General features: G+C 69.2%; 16 protein-coding genes. 6 read left to right on the top strand and 10 right to left on the bottom strand.

What is annotated here, in order from left to right; all coding sequences use genetic code 11:
* The first annotated feature begins 166 nt into the window (after positions 1-166).
* Positions 167-757, top strand: a complete 591-nt coding sequence (locus CMO28_RS13245; protein WP_296714168.1) for a TetR/AcrR family transcriptional regulator — start codon at positions 167-169, stop codon at positions 755-757.
* Here the strand turns inward: CMO28_RS13245 and CMO28_RS13240 are convergent.
* The 8 genes from CMO28_RS13240 to CMO28_RS13205 all read right to left on the bottom strand — a co-directional run bounded on the left by CMO28_RS13240 (position 735) and on the right by CMO28_RS13205 (position 9,862).
* On the bottom strand, positions 735-2,090 hold the full coding sequence (locus tag CMO28_RS13240; RefSeq protein WP_296714167.1) for a dihydroorotase: 1,356 nt from the start codon (positions 2,088-2,090) through the stop codon (positions 735-737). The two genes, CMO28_RS13245 and CMO28_RS13240, sit on opposite strands and share 23 nt — an antisense overlap.
* Positions 2,087-4,075: a threonine--tRNA ligase gene (gene thrS / locus CMO28_RS13235; protein WP_296714165.1), complete on the bottom strand. Its 1,989-nt coding sequence runs from the start codon at positions 4,073-4,075 to the stop codon at positions 2,087-2,089. The genes CMO28_RS13240 and thrS overlap by 4 nt, the downstream gene beginning before the upstream one ends.
* Before the next feature lie 6 nt (positions 4,076-4,081).
* Positions 4,082-4,642: a carbonate dehydratase gene (locus tag CMO28_RS13230; RefSeq protein WP_014744046.1), complete on the bottom strand. Its 561-nt coding sequence runs from the start codon at positions 4,640-4,642 to the stop codon at positions 4,082-4,084.
* A 13-nt stretch (positions 4,643-4,655) separates the two neighbouring features.
* Complete coding sequence (gene zigA, locus CMO28_RS13225; protein ID WP_296714162.1) at positions 4,656-5,894, bottom strand: zinc metallochaperone GTPase ZigA; 1,239 nt, start codon at positions 5,892-5,894, stop codon at positions 4,656-4,658.
* Positions 5,895-5,976: 82 nt separating this feature from the next.
* On the bottom strand, positions 5,977-6,846 hold the full coding sequence (locus CMO28_RS13220; protein ID WP_296714160.1) for an FAS1-like dehydratase domain-containing protein: 870 nt from the start codon (positions 6,844-6,846) through the stop codon (positions 5,977-5,979).
* Positions 6,843-7,967, bottom strand: a complete 1,125-nt coding sequence (locus tag CMO28_RS13215) for a CaiB/BaiF CoA transferase family protein (protein ID WP_296714157.1) — start codon at positions 7,965-7,967, stop codon at positions 6,843-6,845. The genes CMO28_RS13220 and CMO28_RS13215 overlap by 4 nt, the downstream gene beginning before the upstream one ends.
* Positions 7,968-7,986: 19 nt before the next feature.
* On the bottom strand, positions 7,987-9,150 hold the full coding sequence (locus CMO28_RS13210; protein WP_296714155.1) for an acyl-CoA dehydrogenase family protein: 1,164 nt from the start codon (positions 9,148-9,150) through the stop codon (positions 7,987-7,989).
* A 40-nt stretch (positions 9,151-9,190) separates the two neighbouring features.
* The gene (locus tag CMO28_RS13205) at positions 9,191-9,862 is read right to left on the bottom strand and encodes a TetR/AcrR family transcriptional regulator (RefSeq protein WP_296714153.1); all 672 of its coding nucleotides are present in this window, start codon (positions 9,860-9,862) and stop codon (positions 9,191-9,193) included.
* A 140-nt stretch (positions 9,863-10,002) separates the two neighbouring features.
* Between CMO28_RS13205 and CMO28_RS13200 the strand changes: the two genes are divergently transcribed.
* The 4 genes from CMO28_RS13200 to CMO28_RS13185 all read left to right on the top strand — a co-directional run bounded on the left by CMO28_RS13200 (position 10,003) and on the right by CMO28_RS13185 (position 14,322).
* Entirely contained in the window at positions 10,003-10,980 is a 978-nt protein-coding gene (locus CMO28_RS13200) for an NAD-dependent epimerase/dehydratase family protein (RefSeq protein WP_296714151.1), read from the top strand.
* Positions 10,967-12,313, top strand: coding sequence for a flavin-containing monooxygenase (locus CMO28_RS13195; protein ID WP_296714149.1), 1,347 nt, complete (start codon positions 10,967-10,969; stop codon positions 12,311-12,313). The genes CMO28_RS13200 and CMO28_RS13195 overlap by 14 nt, the downstream gene beginning before the upstream one ends.
* Positions 12,314-12,598: 285 nt before the next feature.
* Positions 12,599-13,705: an NAD(P)/FAD-dependent oxidoreductase gene (locus CMO28_RS13190; protein ID WP_296714147.1), complete on the top strand. Its 1,107-nt coding sequence runs from the start codon at positions 12,599-12,601 to the stop codon at positions 13,703-13,705.
* Complete coding sequence (locus tag CMO28_RS13185; protein WP_296714146.1) at positions 13,702-14,322, top strand: alpha/beta hydrolase; 621 nt, start codon at positions 13,702-13,704, stop codon at positions 14,320-14,322. Before CMO28_RS13190 ends, CMO28_RS13185 begins: the two co-directional genes overlap by 4 nt.
* 5 nt (positions 14,323-14,327) lie before the next feature.
* Here the strand turns inward: CMO28_RS13185 and ybaK are convergent, their stop codons facing one another.
* Together ybaK and CMO28_RS13175 are read right to left on the bottom strand one after the other, a co-directional pair.
* Positions 14,328-14,819 (bottom strand): Cys-tRNA(Pro) deacylase, encoded by a 492-nt coding sequence (gene ybaK, locus CMO28_RS13180; protein ID WP_296714145.1) that lies wholly within the window; start codon positions 14,817-14,819, stop codon positions 14,328-14,330.
* Positions 14,820-14,881: 62 nt separating this feature from the next.
* Positions 14,882-15,790 carry a LysR family transcriptional regulator gene (locus tag CMO28_RS13175; RefSeq protein WP_296714143.1) on the bottom strand — a complete coding sequence of 303 codons (909 nt, stop codon included), beginning with the start codon at positions 15,788-15,790 and terminating at the stop codon, positions 14,882-14,884.
* Positions 15,791-15,937: 147 nt separating this feature from the next.
* Here CMO28_RS13175 and CMO28_RS13170 point away from each other — a divergent pair, with 147 nt between their 5' ends.
* On the top strand, positions 15,938-17,122 hold the full coding sequence (locus CMO28_RS13170) for an MFS transporter (RefSeq protein ID WP_296714142.1): 1,185 nt from the start codon (positions 15,938-15,940) through the stop codon (positions 17,120-17,122).
* Positions 17,123-17,141 lie beyond the last annotated feature (19 nt).

Below are 17,141 nucleotides of genomic sequence, written 5' to 3'. Positions count from 1 at the left end.
ACCAAACAATTGTTTGTTAAATGACCGGCCGGCTGCCTGCGCCGATCCGCCGGCTTGCCGCCATCCGCGGAGGTGCCTATACAGGAGCGCGGCAATTCAATCGGCGTTGGGTTTCATGCGGCTTCGGGACGAGGCCGTGCTTTGACGACAGAGACGGGAAACGGGCATGGCGAGCGAGACCGAAGGCAGCGAGGCGCAACGCCAGAACAACCGCCGGGACAAGCTGCTGGAAGCGGCCGCCCAGCTGTTTTCGAGCCAGGGCTACGAGGCGACCTCGATGCGCGACATCGCCGGTGCGGTCGGCATGCTGCCAGGCTCGGTCTACTACCACTTCCCGTCGAAAGAGGACCTGTTCGTCGCCGTCCACGATGAAGGCGTGCGCCAGATCACGGACTCGGTCCGCGAGGCGGTCAAGGGCGTGACCGATCCGTGGGAGCGGCTGGAGGCCGCCGCCGCGGGCCATATGGAGGCCCTGCTGGCCGATAACGGCTTCGCCTCGGTGGTGACGCCGGAATATTCCACCAAACTCGGCCAGGCAACCGAACGGCTGATCGCCCAGCGCGATGCCTATGAGCGGATGTTCGCCACCTTCGTCGATGCCCTGCCCCTGCCCGCAGGGGCCGACCGGCCGATGTTCCGGCTGGGCCTGCTCGGCATGCTCAACTGGGCGCGGACCTGGTATCGCCCGGGACGCAAGACCCCGGCCGAGATCGGGCGCGAGATGGTGCGCCTGCTCAGGCAGGGGCCGATGGGCTGACGGGCACGTCCAGGAAGCCCACCGGCCGGCCGCGCAGAGGGCCCGACAGCTCGCCCTCGCGCATCACCACCTGCCCGCGCAGAACGGTCGCCACCGGCCAGCCGGTTACCTCCATCCCGTCACAGGGCGTCCAGCCGGCCAGGCTGGCGATATCGGCATCGGCGATCGTGCGACGCGCGCCCAGGTCGACCAGCACCAGATCGGCATCGAACCCGACCGCGATCCGCCCCTTGCCCGCAATCCCGAAGATCCGCGCCGGGCCGGCCGCGGCCAGATCGACCAGCCGTTCCAGGCTCAGACGCCCCGCCGCGACATGATCCAGCATCACCGGCAACAGGGTCTGCACCCCGGTCATGCCGCTGGGAGAGGACGGATAGGGCCTCGCCTTCTCGGCCCGGCTGTGGGGGGCATGGTCACTGCCCAGCACGTCGACCACGCCCTCGCGGACGGCACGCCAGAGCGCCTCGCGGTGAGCGGCCTCGCGCACCGGCGGGTTCATCTGGGCCAGACTGCCCAGCCGCTCATAACAATCCGGCGCCTCGAGCGTCAGATGGTGGGGCGTGACCTCGACGCTGACCCTGGGCTTGTGCCCGGCCAGAAAGGCCATCTCTTCGGCGGTCGAGACATGCAGCACATGCAGCAGCCGCCCGGCCTCTGCCGCCAGGCCGACAATGCGGCGGGTGGCGATCAGGGCGCTTTCGGGGTCGCGCCAGACCGGGTGCAGGCGCACATCACCCGCAGCCTCTGCGATCGCGCGTCGCGCGCGCAGCCGCGCCTCGTCCTCGGCATGGACCGCCATCCGGCGCCGGCCACTGGCCAGGATCCGGCGCAGCACAGCCTCGTCATCGGCCAGCAGGTCGCCGAGGGAACTGCCCATGAAGACCTTCACCCCGGCACAGCCCGGCAACAGCTCCAGCCGGGCCAGATCTCCGGCATTGGCGGCGGCACCGCCGATATAGAAGGCATGATCGCACCAGGCATCGCGGGCCGCGATCGCAAGCTTGGCCTCCAGATCCGCCGCGGTGAGCGTGGGCGGACTGGTATTCGGCATCTCGAAGACGGTGGTCACCCCACCCAGCACGGCGCCGCGGGTGCCGGCGCCGATCGTCTCCTTATGGGTGAGCCCCGGTTCGCGGAAATGCACCTGGCTGTCGATCACCCCCGGCAGCACATGCAGCCCGGCCGCATCGACCACCGTCTCCGCCGACCAGGATCCGGCGAGGTCGCCGAGCGCCACGATCCGGCCTGCCCGACAGGCGATATCGGCCCGGACGCGGCCGCCGGGCGTGACGACCACGCCACCCCGCACCAGAAGATCGGCCGCCCCCGTCACGCCGGCACCGCCGCGGGCATCAGCTCCCGCAGGCGCGCATCCTGCGCCACAATACCCGCTGCCAGATCCGGCGCCCGGCCACGTTCCGCCAGCAGCGTCACGGCTTCGGTCAACGGCAGCGTTCCCGGATCCTCGCCGTCGCGGGCGGTGATCGCCACCTGCCCCGCCGCCATTTCGGCGTCCCCCACCACCAGCAGGAAGGGGATGCGCTGCAGGCGCTGATCGCGGATCCGCCAGCCCAGGCGCTGGTTGCGAAGGTCGGCCTCCGCCCGCACACCGGCGCCGGTCAGAACCTGCGCCACGGCGGCGGCATGGGCGGCATGGCGATCCGATACCGGCAGCACCACCGCCTGCACCGGCGCCAGCCAGGTTGGCAGCCGACCGGCATGATGCTCCACCAGAATGCCGATGAACCGCTCCAGCGAGCCGAACAATGCGCGGTGCAGCATGACCGGCCGGCGCCGGGCGCCGTCGCTGTCGACATAGTCGATGTCGAAGCGTTCCGGAAGGTTCATGTCGACCTGCAGCGTGCCGCACTGCCAGTCGCGCCCGATCGCATCGTGCAGGACGAATTCAAGCTTGGGGCCGTAGAACGCCCCCTCCCCCGGATTGGTCCGCCACGAAAGCCCGAGACGCTCAAGCGCGCCGGCAAGTGCCCCTTCCAGCAGATCCCAGTCGGCATCTTCTCCCATCCGGCTCTCGGGCCGGGTCGAGAGCTTGATGGTGACGTCCTCGAAACCGAAGGCACGGTAGACGTCGAGCACCAGGGCGATGACGGTGCGGCATTCGTCATCCACCTGCGCCGGGGTGCAGTAGATATGGGCATCGTCCTGGGTGAAGTGGCGCACCCGCATCAGCCCGTGCAGCGCGCCGGAAGGCTCGTAGCGATGCACCTTGCCGAACTCGCCCATGCGCAGCGGCAGGTCGCGATGGCTCTTCAGGGCGTGGCGATAGAGCAGCACACTGCCGGGGCAGTTCATCGGCTTCAGCGCGAAGGCCCGGCCGTCGCCGGTTTCGGTGGTGTACATGTGCCGGCGGTAGTTCTGCCAGTGGCCCGACGTCTCCCAGAGACCGCGATCCATGACATCGGGCGTGTTGACCTCGACATAGCCGGCGGCCGCCTGGCGACGGCGCATACAGGCCAGCAGCTCCTGAAACAGCGTCCAGCCGCGGGGATGCCAGAACACCGCCCCCGGCGCCTCGTCCTGGAAATGATAGAGGTCGAGTTCCCGGCCGAGCCGGCGATGGTCGCGCGCCTCGGCTTCGGCGAGGCGTGTCAGATGGGCATCGAGCGCCGCCCGGTCCGCCCAGGCGGTGCCGTAGATCCGCTGAAGCTGCGGATTGCGGGCATCGCCGCGCCAATAGGCACCCGAGATCCGCATCAGCCGGAACGCCTTCAGGAAGCGGGTGTTCGGCACATGCGGTCCGCGGCACATGTCGACATACTCGTCGTGGAAATAGAGGCCGAGTTCTGCCTCGTCGGGCATGTCCTCGATCAGCCGGAGCTTGTAATCCTCGCCGCGGGCCTCGAAGATCCGGATCGCCTCGTCCCGCGGCAGCATGCGCTTCACCACGGGGCGCTCGCGGGCGATCAGCTCCGTCATGCGCGTCTCGATCGCCGCCAGATCCTCGGGCGTGAAGCCCCGGTCGATGGCGATGTCGTAATAGAACCCGTCCTCGATCACCGGCCCGATCACCATCCGCGCCGCCGGATGAAGCTGCTTGACCGCCTGGCCCAGCAGATGGGCGCAGGAATGGCGGATGATCTCAACCCCTTCGGAATCGGCAGGGGTGATGATCCTGACCGCCGCATCCCGCTCGATCAGATCCGAGGCATCGACCAGGCGGCCGTCGATCATGCCGGCCACGGTGTTGCTGGCGAGGCCGGGGCCGATCGCGGCTGCAAGATCCATCACGGTGACGGGATGCGGGAAACTGCGACGCGCTCCGTCGGGCAGGGTAACGGTGATGGAGGGCTGGGTCATCGGGGATCAGAACTCGTTCTGGATGGTCTTGTAGCCGCGGACCAGCGCATTGTTCGTGCGCGCCACGTCTTCGGAGAACTCGCTTGCATCGGCCGATACCCGGGGCAGCCGGGCAAGATCGGTCGCAGGACCGATGCGCTGGGTGGAGGTGACGTAGAAGCCCGCCGGCAGATGGCAGCCATCGACCACGGCATTGTGGCGGACGACGCAGCGATCCTCGATCGTGCAGTTGAACAGCACGCTGTTGAAGCCGATGAACACACCATTGCCCACGCGGCAGGGGCCGTGAACGATGGCGCGGTGGGCAATGGAGGTCCGCTCTCCGATGGTGACCGCGGCACCAGATTTGGAGTGGATCACCACCCCGTCCTGGATGTTGGAATGCGCCCCGATCACGATCGGCTCGATATGGCCGTCGGCATCCATCTCGTCGGCACGGATCACCGCATAGGGGCCGATGAAGACATCCGCCTCGACGATCACCAGCCCGCAAAGGATGGCCGTCGGGTCGACAAAGGCATCGGGGTGGACACGCGGCAGATCGCCGCGCGGGTTCTTGCGGATCACGCGTGCATCGTCCTCAAAGACTGGCAGGGTGGTCGGGCCACCCCGGAAACGGGTTGTCGAGCGCGGTCCAGGCGGCAGGCCCCGCCGCCATCTCGGCATCGGTCAGCAGACAGGCATCGAAACCGGCGCGCAGGCGGGGCTCGTCCATGGCGATGCCGATCAGCACCAGTTCCTGGCGGGCATCACCGGTCTCCGGATCCCAGCTTTCCAGGATGGTCTCGACATGGGCGGGATCCTCGGGCCAGTCCTCGGGCGGCAGGGCGGCCCACCAGTGGCCGGCCACACCATGGCGGGCGACGGCGCCCGCCTGCGACCAGGTCCCCGCAAGCGCCGGATGGCTCGCCAGCCAGAAAAACCCCTTGGAGCGGACGACACCCGGCCATTCGCGGCCGATCCAGGCGAAGAACCGCCCCGGATGGAAGGGCCGCCGGGCACGATAGACGAAGCTGCCGATGCCGTAGGCCTCGGTCTCCGGGACATGCGTGCCGCGCAGTTCGCGCAGCCAGCCCGGCGCCTCGGCCGCGGCGGCGAAATCGAACAGGCCGGTGGCCAGCACCCGGTCGAGCGGCACCCGGCCGAAGGCCGCGGTCTCGATCCGCGCGCGGGGGTTCAGACTGCGCAGGATGCCGGTCAGCCGCCCGAGATCTTCCGGGGTCACCAGATCGGTCTTGTTGAGCACGATCACGTCGCAGAACTCGACCTGCTCGATCAGCAGATCGACCACCTTGCGGCGATCCTCGGGCCCCATGGATTCGCCGCGATCCTGAAGATCATCGCGTGAAGCGTAGTCGCGGAGGAAATTACAGGCGTCGACCACGGTCACCATGGTGTCGAGCCGGGCGACATCGCCCAGGCTGCGGCCCTCTTCATCGGCGAAGGTGAAGGTTTCCGCCACCGGCATGGGTTCGGAAATGCCGGTCGATTCGATCACCAGCTGATCGAACCGCCCCTCGCGCGCCAGCCGCCCGACCTCGATCAGCAGATCCTCGCGCAGGGTGCAGCAGATGCAGCCATTGCTCATCTCCACCAGCTTTGCATCGGTGCGCGTCAGCCCGGCGGTACCGGCGCGGACCAGAGCCGCGTCGATATTCACCTCGGACATGTCGTTGACGATCACCGCCACCCGCCGCCCCTCGTGATTGCCGAGGATATGGTTGAGCAGCGTGGTCTTGCCGGCGCCGAGAAAGCCCGAGAGCACGGTGACCGGCAGGCGTGTGTCCGTGGGGGGATGGGAGACTGACGGGGTGGGCATGGAACTGGTCCCTGTATCGGAAGACCAATTATGCTATGTTATACTATAACATTTTAAAACCCTGTTTCTGCCCGCATGTGTCCTAGTCCCACCCCGCCTCCGCCGCCATCGCCACCGGCGCGCCCTCGCGCGCGGTCCAGAGCTTCAGCCCGTCTTCGGTTTCCGCTGCATGCAGGCGCACCGGGTCGGTGTCGAACAGCGGCGACAGGCTGCGAAAGCTGAACCGGTCGGGCGCGCGACCATCGAGGCCGGCTGCGTAATTGAACAGCAGGGTCGCCTGAAGCGGCCCGTGGATCACGAGGCCGGGATAGCCCTCGACACCGGTCGCATAATCCCTGTCGTAATGGATGCGGTGACCGTTGAAGGTGAGCGCCGAATAGCGGAAGAGCAGCGCCGGGCCGATCTCGACCGGACGGTGATGACGGCCGGCGGGCGCAGGATTGAGGGGGGCCGGTTTCGGTGCAGGCACAGGCCCCCCTGCGGCGGGGTCGGGGGCTGCGCGATAGACGATGTCCTGGCGTTCGGTCGCGACCACCCGCCCGGCGGCGGAAATCAGATGTTCGACCGTCACGAAGCAGAGACTGCCGCTGCGTCCCTCGCGGAGCGTGACATCGGCGATGCGCGACAGGCGCTCCATCACCTCCCCCACCCGCAGCTCCCCGGTAAAGGTGAGCGCCCCACCCGCCCACATCCGCCGGGGCAGCGGCACCGGCGGCAGAAAGCCGCCGCGGGCCGGATGCCCGTCCGGGCCGAGGGCGGCCGTGGCCACGGCCGGCTGCCCCAGACACCAGTGGATCAGCCGGGGGACCGCCTCTCCCGGCTGCGGGATCGGGCCGCCGATGTCGAAGGTGGCGCGGAAGCGCCGGACCAGATCGGGGGTCACCGCTTCGGTCGTGGTCTCCTGGCGGCCGATCCAGCCGCGCAGACGATCGAGGTCGATGCCGGTCGTCATGTCGCCTCCGGATCGAGAGGGAGATGGTCACCCAGCGCCGGCACCGGGCCGTAGCGCCGGGGCGGACCGTCGAAGACCGGGGCCGGGGCCGGCATGGCGACCGGGCCTGAGGGCGTGTCGACGGTGATCCGGCGGAGATGGGGGTGGGCGGCAAGGCCGGCCATGTCGTTGAGGTCGGCGAAAGCGATCCCCACGCGCTGCAGAAGCGCCCGGATCGACGGGCCGTCATCGGCGCCGATCGCCGCCGCCACCACCGCATCGGCCTCGGCGCGATGCGCCACCCGGCCGCGATTGCCGGCAAAGCGCGGATCGCTCGCAAGCCCGGGCCGGCCCGCAATCTCGCGCACGAAGGCCGCCCATTCCCGGTCGCTCTGGATCGCGACCAGCAGGATGGCGCCGTCGCGGGTGCGGAAGGTGCCATAGGGCGCGATCGAGGGATGGGACAGCCCCACCCGCCGCGGCGGCCGCCCGCCTTCCTGATGCAGCAGCGGCACGGTCAGCCAGTCGGCGGCGACGTCGAACATCGAGACCGCGATCGCCGCCCCCTTGCCACTGATCCCGCGGGCGATGAGTGCCTCCAGGATCGCGGCATGGGCGGTGGCTCCGCTCGCGATGTCGACGATCGAGGTGCCGACCCGCGCCGGCGCGTCCGGCCCGCCAGTGATGGAACACAATCCGGCTTCCGCCTGGACCAGCATGTCATAGGCCTTGCGGTCAGCGAGCGGCCCGGTCTCGCCATAGCCGCTGATCGAACAGATGATCAGCCGCGGGAAATCGCGCCGCAGATCCGCAACCGCACAACCCATCCGGGCCAGCGCGCCCGGCTTCAGGTTCTGGACCAGCACATCGGCCCGGGCCAGAAGCTCGCGGAAGGCCACCCGCCCCGCAGCCTGGGCGAGGTCGAGCACCAGGCTCTCCTTGCCCCGGTTCAGCCAGACGAAATAGCTGCTCTCACCATGGACGACATCATCATAGCCGCGGGCGAAATCGCCCTCGGGACGCTCGATCTTGATCACCCGCGCCCCGGCATCGGCCAGGCGCACGGTGCAGAACGGGGCCGAGACCGCCTGTTCCAGGGCGATCACGGTCAGGCCTTCAAGCGGCCGTGCCAGCGGATCCATCAGGTCCCCCCTCCCCCCGTCAGAACGACCGTGGCAGGCCGAGCACATGCTCGGCCACATAGGCGAGGATCAGGTTGGTGGAAATCGGCGCCACCTGATAGAGCCGGGTTTCGCGGAACTTGCGCTCGACATCGTATTCGGCGGCAAAGCCGAAGCCGCCATGGAACTGGATGCAGGCATTGGCCGCCTCCCACGAGGCCTTGGCCGCCAGGTATTTCGCCATGTTCGCCTGGGCCCCACAGGGCTGCCCGGCATCATAGAGCCGGCAGGCTTCCCAGCGCATCAGATTGGCGGCCTCGACCTCGATGAAGCTTTCGGCGATCGGGAACTGCACGCCCTGGTTCTGGCCGATCGGCCGGCCGAAGACCTGCCGCTCCGAGGCATAGGCCGAAACCTTGTCGATGAACCAGTAGCCGTCGCCGATGCATTCGGCCGCGATCAGCACCCGCTCGGCATTGAGCCCGGTCAGGATATAGCGGAAGCCCTGCCCTTCCTCGCCGATCAGGTTTTCGGCCGGGATCTCCAGCTCGTCGAAGAACAGCTCGTTGGTCTCGTGATTGACCATGTTGGCGATCGGCCGGACGCTGAGCCCGCGGCCGATCGCATCGCGCAGATCGACGATGAAGATCGACAACCCCTCGGATTTCTTCGCCACCTGATCGAGCGGCGTGGTCCGGGCCAGCAGGATCATCAGGTCGGAATGCTGAATGCGCGAGATCCAGACCTTCTGGCCGTTGATCACCCAGCGGTCGCCGCGCCGGACCGCGGTGGTCCGGATGCGGGTGGTGTCGGTGCCGGCCCCGGGCTCGGTGACGCCCATCGACTGCAGCCTGAGCTCGCCCGCCGCGATCGCCGGCAGATAGCGCCGGCGCTGGTCCTCCGATCCATGCCGGACCAGGGTGGTCATGTTGTACATCTGGCCGTGACAGGCCCCGGAATTGCCGCCCGAACGGTTGATCTCTTCCATGATCACCGACGCTTCGGCGAGGCCCAGCCCGGCGCCGCCATACTCTTCCGGGATCAGGGCCGCCATCCAGCCGGCACGGGTCAGGGCCTCGACGAAGGCCTCGGGATAGGCGCGACCGGCATCCACCTTGCGATGATATTCCGGCGGGAAACCGGCGCAGAGCGCCCGCACCGCCGCCCGGATCTCGGGATGGGCCTCGTCACCGACGGTCTGCATCCTCCGGAACCTCCCTGGACTTTTTCGTTATCCAGGCAGTCTACCCCGCAGCGGGCCGCGCGCGCAGGCCATCGATGATCGTCCGGACCATTTCCTCCGCCAGGCGGTCGCGCGCGCCCTCTCCGGCATCGGCTTCGGGGCGATACCAGAAGATCGACCATTGCAGCGCGCCCAGCATCATCTTGACCGCGATCGAGGGGGCGACCGGCCCCAGCAGCCCCGCCTCGGCCGCGCGCAGGGTCTGGGCCTTGAACAGGGCTTCGAAGCGGTCGCGGCTGGCGATCAGCTCGTCAAGGGTGCGGCGCTGATCGGGGGTGGTCGCCCCGAACCGGTGGATCTGCACGCCCTGGGCAACCACGGTTTCGAAGGCATGATGGTCCATCATTGCCCGGGCATGGGCCAGCAGCATGGCGCGGAGCACCGCCAGCGCATCGCCGGCAGATGCCATGGCCGGCTCCACGGCCGCGAACAGCCGCCGCATGCCCTCGCGGTGGACGTCGAAGAACAGATCGGTCTTGGTAGCGTGGTAGTGGTAGATGAAGCCCTTGGTGCAGCCCATCGACCGGGCGACGTCGTCGATGCTGGTGGCGTGATAGCCGGTGCGCATGAAGCAGTTGGCCGCCGCCTCCAGCAGTTCCATGCGGCGGCTCGCCGCCTCGGCTTCGTCGATCTTCCGCCCGCGTCGCGCCACGCCGTCCTCCACGATCTTCATCGCCGGGCATCCTAAGCCAAGCCGTCCCGAGGGGCCAGATCAGCGGCAGCTGCTTGCCCAAAAACATCCTATTCAGTAGTATGTTAATAAACGTCCCACCGGATCAACCGGTTCGGGCACCCTGGGAGGAGACGCCGTCCATGACGAACGTGTTGATCACCGGCGCCGGCGGCTTTCTCGGCCGGCGCCTGGCCCGGGTGATTGCCGCAGGAGCCCCACTACCGGGGACGGATGGCGGCAAGGGGCCGGCCAGCCGGCTGGAGCTGGTCGATCTGACGGCACCGGAACCGCCGGCCGGGGCGGCGATGCCCGTTGCCTGCACCGCCGCCGACCTGGCCGATCCGGCAACAGCCGCGGCTCTTGGCGCCAGGGGCGCCGACATCGTCTTTCATCTGGCCGCCAGCCTGACGCTGGATGCCGAACGCGCGCCGGATGCCGCCTGGGCGGTGAATGTGGAGGCGCCACGCCGGATGGCCGAAGCGGCAACGGGCCACCCCCGCTTCATCTTCACCAGTTCGATCGCGGTTTTCGGCGGCGACCTGCCACCTGAGACCAGCGACGACCTCAGGCCAATGCCCGCCACCGGCTATGGCACCCACAAGGCGATCGCAGAGTTGATGCTGGCCGATCTGTCGCGCCGGGGCCGGATCGACGGCCGCTCCCTGCGCCTGCCGATCGTGGTCACCCGCCCCGGCGCACCGACGCCCGCGGTTTCCGACCGGATCGCGGCGCTGATCCGTGAGCCGCTGGCCGGCCGCGACGTCGTCTCGCCCCTGCCGCCCGAAACCCTGGTGCCGCTCGCCTCGGCGGGCGCGGTGGTACGGGCACTGCTGCGGCTGGGGGCGGTGACGGAGGACGATCTGCCGCCCGGGCGCGTCCTCAATCTGCCGGCGCTCACCGTGACCATCGGCGAGATCGCCGCCGCCGTGAAAGCCCGCGGCGCCACCGGAGGGATCGGTTTCGCGCCGGAGGCTGATCTGGCCCACATCGTCCAGGGCTGGCCGCAGCACTTCGTCTCGGCCCGGGCCGAGCCTCTGGGTATCCGGCCGGATGCCAGCCTCGACGCCCTCATCGCCGATCATCTGAGGCATGAGGGGGCCGGCCATGTCGGGTCCTGATCGGAGGGGCGTGGGGGACGGCACCGGCTGTCCCGAGATCTGCATCATCGGCGCCGGTTCGTCGGGTGTCGCGGTCGCCAAGGCGCTCAAGGACCGCGGCATCGCCTTCGCCTGCTACGAAACCGGCTCCTATATCGGCGGAATGTGGCGCTATCGCAACGACAACGGCATGTCCTCTGCCTATGCGGCGCTGCATATCGATACCAGCCGGGACAATCTGGGCTATCCGGATTTCCCGATCCCGAAGCACCTGCCCGATTTTCTTTCCCACGCCCAGTTCCTGGCCCATCTGGAGGCCTATGCCGACCATTTCGGCATCCGCCCGCTGATCACCTTCCGCACCGCAGTCACCGCGGTCACGCCGGCGGGCGACGGGCGCTGGCAGGTCTCGCTGTCCGACGGCCGCAGGATCCCCTACCGCCATGTCGTCGTCGCCAACGGCCATCTCTGGGATCCGCGCCTGCCTGATTTTCCGGGGCAGTTCGACGGCACGACGCTGCATGCCCATCACTACCGCACGAACGATCCCTTCGAAGGGCGGCGCGTGCTGGTGGTGGGCCTCGGCAATTCGGCGGTCGACATCGCGGTCGACCTGTGCCGGCGGGCCGCCCATGTCTCGATCTCCACCCGCCGCGGCGCCTGGATCATGCCCAAATACCTGATGGGTGTGCCGGTCGACCGCTGGTCGGCGCTCCTCTCGCGCCGTCTGCATCTGCCGACCCGGCTGACCCGCATGATCATGGCCCGGCTGATCCGGCTGGGGGTCGGCGATCAGCGGCGCTTCGGCCTGCCGCGTCCGGCCCATCCGATGTGGCGGGAACATGCAACGCTCAGCCAGGATCTGCTGCCGGCGATCGGCCATGGGCGGATCACCGTGCGCCCCGACATCGCCCGGCTGGACGGCGACGGGGTGGTCTTCACCAACGGCGCCCGCGATCCCTTCGATGCGATCATCTACGCCACCGGCTATCGGACCAGCTTCCCCTTCCTCGATCCCGGCCTCGCCCGACGGGCCCTCGGCGACGAGAGCCGGCCGGCGCTCTATCGCCGCATCCTCTCCCCCGCCTGCCCCGGCCTCGCCTTTGCCGGGCTGGTGCAGCCGATCGGGCCGACAATTCCACTGGTCGAAATCCAGGCCCGCTGGCTCGCCAGCCTGCTGTCCGGTGCAATGGCCCCGGCCGGGCCCGAGGATCAGCGCCGCGAAATCGCCCGGCATCACGCCGTCCAGCGCCGGACCTGGCTCGACAGCCCGCGCTATGCGCTGGAGGTGGACTACAAAACCTATGCCCGACAGCTGAGGCGCGACATGGCCCAGGGGCAGGCCGGGATCTGACCCGGCTGGCGCCGGATTCCGTTCCGCCTGGCGATCCCCCGGGCAAAAAACCGGCGCCACGGTCCGGAATGGCTGCCGAATTCAACCTGGGCGTGATAAATTCTCGACCCGCGGGCCGTCCGGTGCCCGGTGGTCCGGGAGCGGCAGGCCGATCCGGCCCGCCAGGATCGTATTGTGGTTGCCGAGCCGGATGGACTAGCCACAAGATCGCCCCCATCTGGGGAACGGGCGGCGCCTGGCGCCGGTCCGCATCCATTGTCGACCTGATACGGAAACCGGAGTCCGATGACCGCGACCTCGACCACTTTCGATCCCGCCGCCTATGGCATCGCGCCGGGTGCCGCCGGCGACATCGTCGCAACCCAGCCCGGCGGGCGGCACGAGACCGATATCGCCGTGATCGGGGCCGGCCCCGTCGGCCTGTTCTCGGTGTTCGAGGCCGGCATGCTGAAGCTGAAGACGCATGTCATCGACGCGCTGCCGCATGTCGGCGGCCAGTGCAGTGCCATGTATCCCGAAAAGCCGATCTACGACATCCCCGGCTGGCCGAAGATCGAGGCACAGGCCCTGATCGACCAGCTGGCGGCCCAGGCCGCCCCCTTCGACCCGGCCTGGCATCTGGGCCAGCAGGTCACGGACCTTTCCCGCGACGAGGCCACGGGCGACTGGATCGTGGGCACCGACAAGGGCACCGAGATCCAGGCCAAGGCGGTGCTGATCGCCGCCGGCGTCGGCGCCTTCGGCCCCAACCGGCCGCCGCTCGCCGGCATCGAGGCCTATGAGGAGCACTCGGTCTTCTATCGTGTCGCCCGCAAGGAAGCCTTCCGCGGCAAGCGGGTGGTGATCGCGGGCGGTGGCGACAGCGCGCTGGACTGGGCGATCGAACTTGCCGATATCGCCGCTGCGATCATGGTCATCCACCGCCGCCCGAAATTCCGCGGTGCACCGGAAAGCGTGGCCAAGCTTCATGCCCTGGCGGCCCAGGGCAAGATCGAACTGGTCGTGCCCTACCAGCTCCACGGCCTGGAGGGTGATCCGGAAACCGGCCGGCTGGATGCCGTGACGGTCGCCGATCTGGACGGCAATATCCGCCGGCTGGAGGCCGACGTGCTGCTGCCCTTCTTCGGCCTGTCGATGAATCTGGGCCCGATCCTGACCTGGGGCCTGGCGCTCGACCAGAACCACATCACGGTCGAGCAGGCGACCATGTCGACCAGCCTGCCCGGCATCTTCGCCATCGGCGACATCGCCCGCTACCCGCACAAGCTGAAGCTGATCCTCTCGGGCTTCGCCGAGGCCGCCTCGGCCACCCATGCCGCCCGCGAGATCTGCCGCCCGGGCGAGGTGATGCATTTCGAATATTCCACCACCAAGGGCGTGCCGGGGGCATGACCGCCACCGCCCTCGTCATCCTGCTCCATGGGGTCGGCAGCAATGGCGCCGATCTGGAGCCGCTCGGGCAGTTCTGGCAGGGGGCGCTGCCGGGGGCGGTGTTCGTGTCGCCGGATGCGCCGCATCGTTTCGATCAGGCGCCGACCGGCTTTCAGTGGTTCTCGATCGGCTCGATCACGCCCGCTGACCGGGCGGCCAGGATTGCGGCGGCGCGGGCGGATTTCGATGCGCTGATCGACCGGATCGTGACGGAGCAGGGCTTTCGCGACCGGCTGGACCGGGTGGCGCTGGTCGGGTTCTCGCAGGGCTCGATGATGCTGCTGGACGGCATCGCCCGCGGCCGCTGGCCAGTGGCGGCGGGCGTCGCCTTTTCGGGGCGGCTCGGCACGGCCGATCCGCTGACGCCGGCGCATCTGACGCCGCTGCTGCTGATCCACGGCCTGGCCGATCCGGTGGTGCCGGCGGAAGAGAGCCGGCTGGCCGCCGAACGGCTGGCCGAAGCCGGGATGGATGTCGAGGCGCGGTTCGAGCCCGGGCTCGGCCACACCATCTCCCAGGCCGGCGCCATGGAGGCGGGGCGGTTCCTGGCCGACAGGCTGGGCTTCGGATCCGCCTGACGGGATCAGGCGATCAGCGGCGCGGTCACCGCGCCCAGCGCCCGGACCAGATCGGCCGGTGCGAGCTTCGCCTGAAGCCCGCGCTGGCCGCCATTCACGAAGACATAAGGCTCGGCCATCGCCGCCGCCTCGACCGCGGTCGGTACCCGCTTCTTCTGACCGAAGGGGCTGATGCCGCCGACATGATAGCCGGTGATGCGCTCGGCATCGGTCGGGCGCATCATCACCGCCGCCTTGCCCCCGAAGGCCTGGGCGAGCTTTTTCATGCTCACCTCGTGATCCGACGGCACCACCACGCAGACCGCGCGGCCGTCGACCTCGGCCATCAGCGTTTTCAGCACCCGCCGCGGCGGCTCCCCGATCGCCTCGGCCGCCTGCAGGCCGATGCGCCCGGCATCGGGATCATAATCGTAGGTCAGCGTCTCGAAGGCGATGCCGGCCCGGGCGAGGGCCTGGGTGGCGCGGGTAGATGCCGTGGGTTTCCCGGATTTCGCCATGACGGGGCCGCCTTCCTGCACGAATGTGACGGCGGAGATATAGCACGGCCGGACGTAAGCGGTCACAGATGCAGCGCCTGGATTTCGCGGCGCAGCCAGCAGATCTTCGGATCGCGGTCCCGGCGCGGATGCCAGGCCAGATGGATGGTGAACCCCGGCACGGTCACGGGCGGCTCGAAGATGTCGAGATCGCGGGTGCAGGCCATGGCCAGACGCTCGGGCGCCATCGCGATCAGATCGCTGCGGGCCAGCAGCGGCGGCAGTTGCAGGAAACTCGACACCGAGGCCGCGATCCGTCGGGTTCGCCCCAGGGCCGCCAGCGCCTCGTCGGTCACCCCGCGGAGCGCGCCGCCCACGGGGGAGACCAGGACATGCGGCAGGCGGCAGAATTCATCCAGGTCGAAGGGGCCGGTGCCGCGCGGATGGCCGCGCCGCTGCACCACGACGAAGCGTTCGTCGAACAGCCGGCTGCGGATCGCCCCCTGGGGCAGCAGCGGCTCCGAGGCGATCATCAGATCGGCGCGCCCCTCTTCCAGATCCTGACGGCTGCGCTGCGGGTCGTGGGCCATCATGATCACCCGGGTGTCAGGCACAGGCCCGTCACCGCGGCCTTCGAAGGCCGCGACCAGCCGGCCGGTCACCGCGGCATGAATATAGTCGGTGGCGATCACCCGCACCGTGACCGGCCCGGCCATGGGATCGAAAGGCAGTTCCGCGGCAACCAGAGACTGAAGCTCGTCGAGCAGGCGATTGAGCGGCTGGCGCAGCGCCTCGGCGCGGCTGGTCGGCACCAATGTGCGGCCAGACCGGACCAGCAGCGGGTCGTCGAACAGGTCGCGCAGCCGGGCGAGCTGGGCGGAGAGTGCCGGCTGGCTGATCCCCAGCCGGCGGGCGGCGCGGGTGACGCTGCGTTCCGCCAGCAGCACATCCAGCGACAGCAGCAGGCCCAGATCATGCCGCGGCAGATCCATGCAGGTTATCCTTCCTATACAAAACATCGATTTGAATTATGCCAGGACCGAAGGCAGCTTCAACGGCCGGAGCCATCCGATCTCCGCTCCCGGCATTCCATCGCAACCGCCCCGCCCCCCGCCTCCCCGGGCGCACAGGACCTCCGCATGCCCCCTCACACCCGCGCCACCCGCCGTCTTCCTGCCCTGCTGGCCCTGGCCGGCGGCTATTTCACCGTGGGTGTCGCCTCCATGTCGGTGATCGGTTTCGCCCAGCCGCTCACCGCCGACCTCAGCCTTCCCCCCTCGGCCGTGGGCGGGCTGGTCACGGCCTTCGCCATCACCTATGCGCTGGCCGCACCCGCCATGCAGATCCTGTTCGGCGATCGCGACCGGCGGCGGATGGTGATGATGGGGCTTGCGGGCGTGTGCCTGGGCGCCGTGCTCTGTGCGCTGGCGCAAAGCTACGGAATGCTGGTCGCCGGCCGCACGGTGATGGCGCTGGGGGCGGGTCTGGTCGGCCCGACCGTCTCGGCCACCGGTGCCATTCTGGTCGACGAGGATCGCCGGGCCTCGGCGCTGGCCACCGTCTTCGGCGGCATGACCGCGGCGGTGGTGATCGGCGTGCCGATCTGCAGCATGGCCGGGATCGCGATCGGCTGGCGCGGCGTCACCTGGGGGATCGCGGCGATTGCGGTGCTGGTCGCCCTGGCGGTGCGCGCGACCGTGCCCGGGGGGCTGCGCGGCTCTCGCTCGGGTGCGAGGGTGCTGCTGCGCATGATGGTCGACCGGCGGATCGGCATGGCGCTGGTGGTGCCGCTGATGCAGATGTCCGGCATCTTCGTCACCTACGCCCTGCTCGCCCCCTGGATGACCGCCGTCGCCGAGGCCGGCGGCCGCGTCCTGCCCGAAACCGCGGTCCCCACCGCCATGTTCATCTACGGCGCCGGCGGGCTGATCGGCAATGCGCTGGGTGCCGTGCTGGAACGCCGTTTCGGCGCCGTCGGCACGCTGCGCATCACCCTCACCGCCCTGGGTCTGGGCTTCGCCGCGGCACTGGTGGTGCCGGGCGGGCTGGTTCCGCTCTATCTGCTGATGTCGGTCTGGGCGATCACGGCCATGTCGTTCATGGCCCCGCAGCAGAAGCGCCTGGTCGATCTGGCCGGCGATCGCGCCGGCCTCGCCCTCGCGCTCAATGCGTCCGCGCTCTATGCCGGCATGTCGCTGGGCTCGGGCGTGGGTGTGGCGGTGCATGGCGGGGCGGGGCCGCTGCTGCTGCCCGCCGCCTCGCTCGCCTTCGTGGTGGTCGCCATGCTCGCGCTCGAGATATCGCAGCGGCCAGCGCGGGCGTAACCGCGGCCAGGCAGGCGAC

It is taken from the genome of Tistrella sp., assembly GCF_002684955.1.
GTDB lineage: Bacteria > Pseudomonadota > Alphaproteobacteria > Tistrellales > Tistrellaceae > Tistrella > Tistrella mobilis.
Note: the sequence above shows the minus strand (reverse complement) of the source record. Positions and strands in the feature narration are given on the sequence as shown.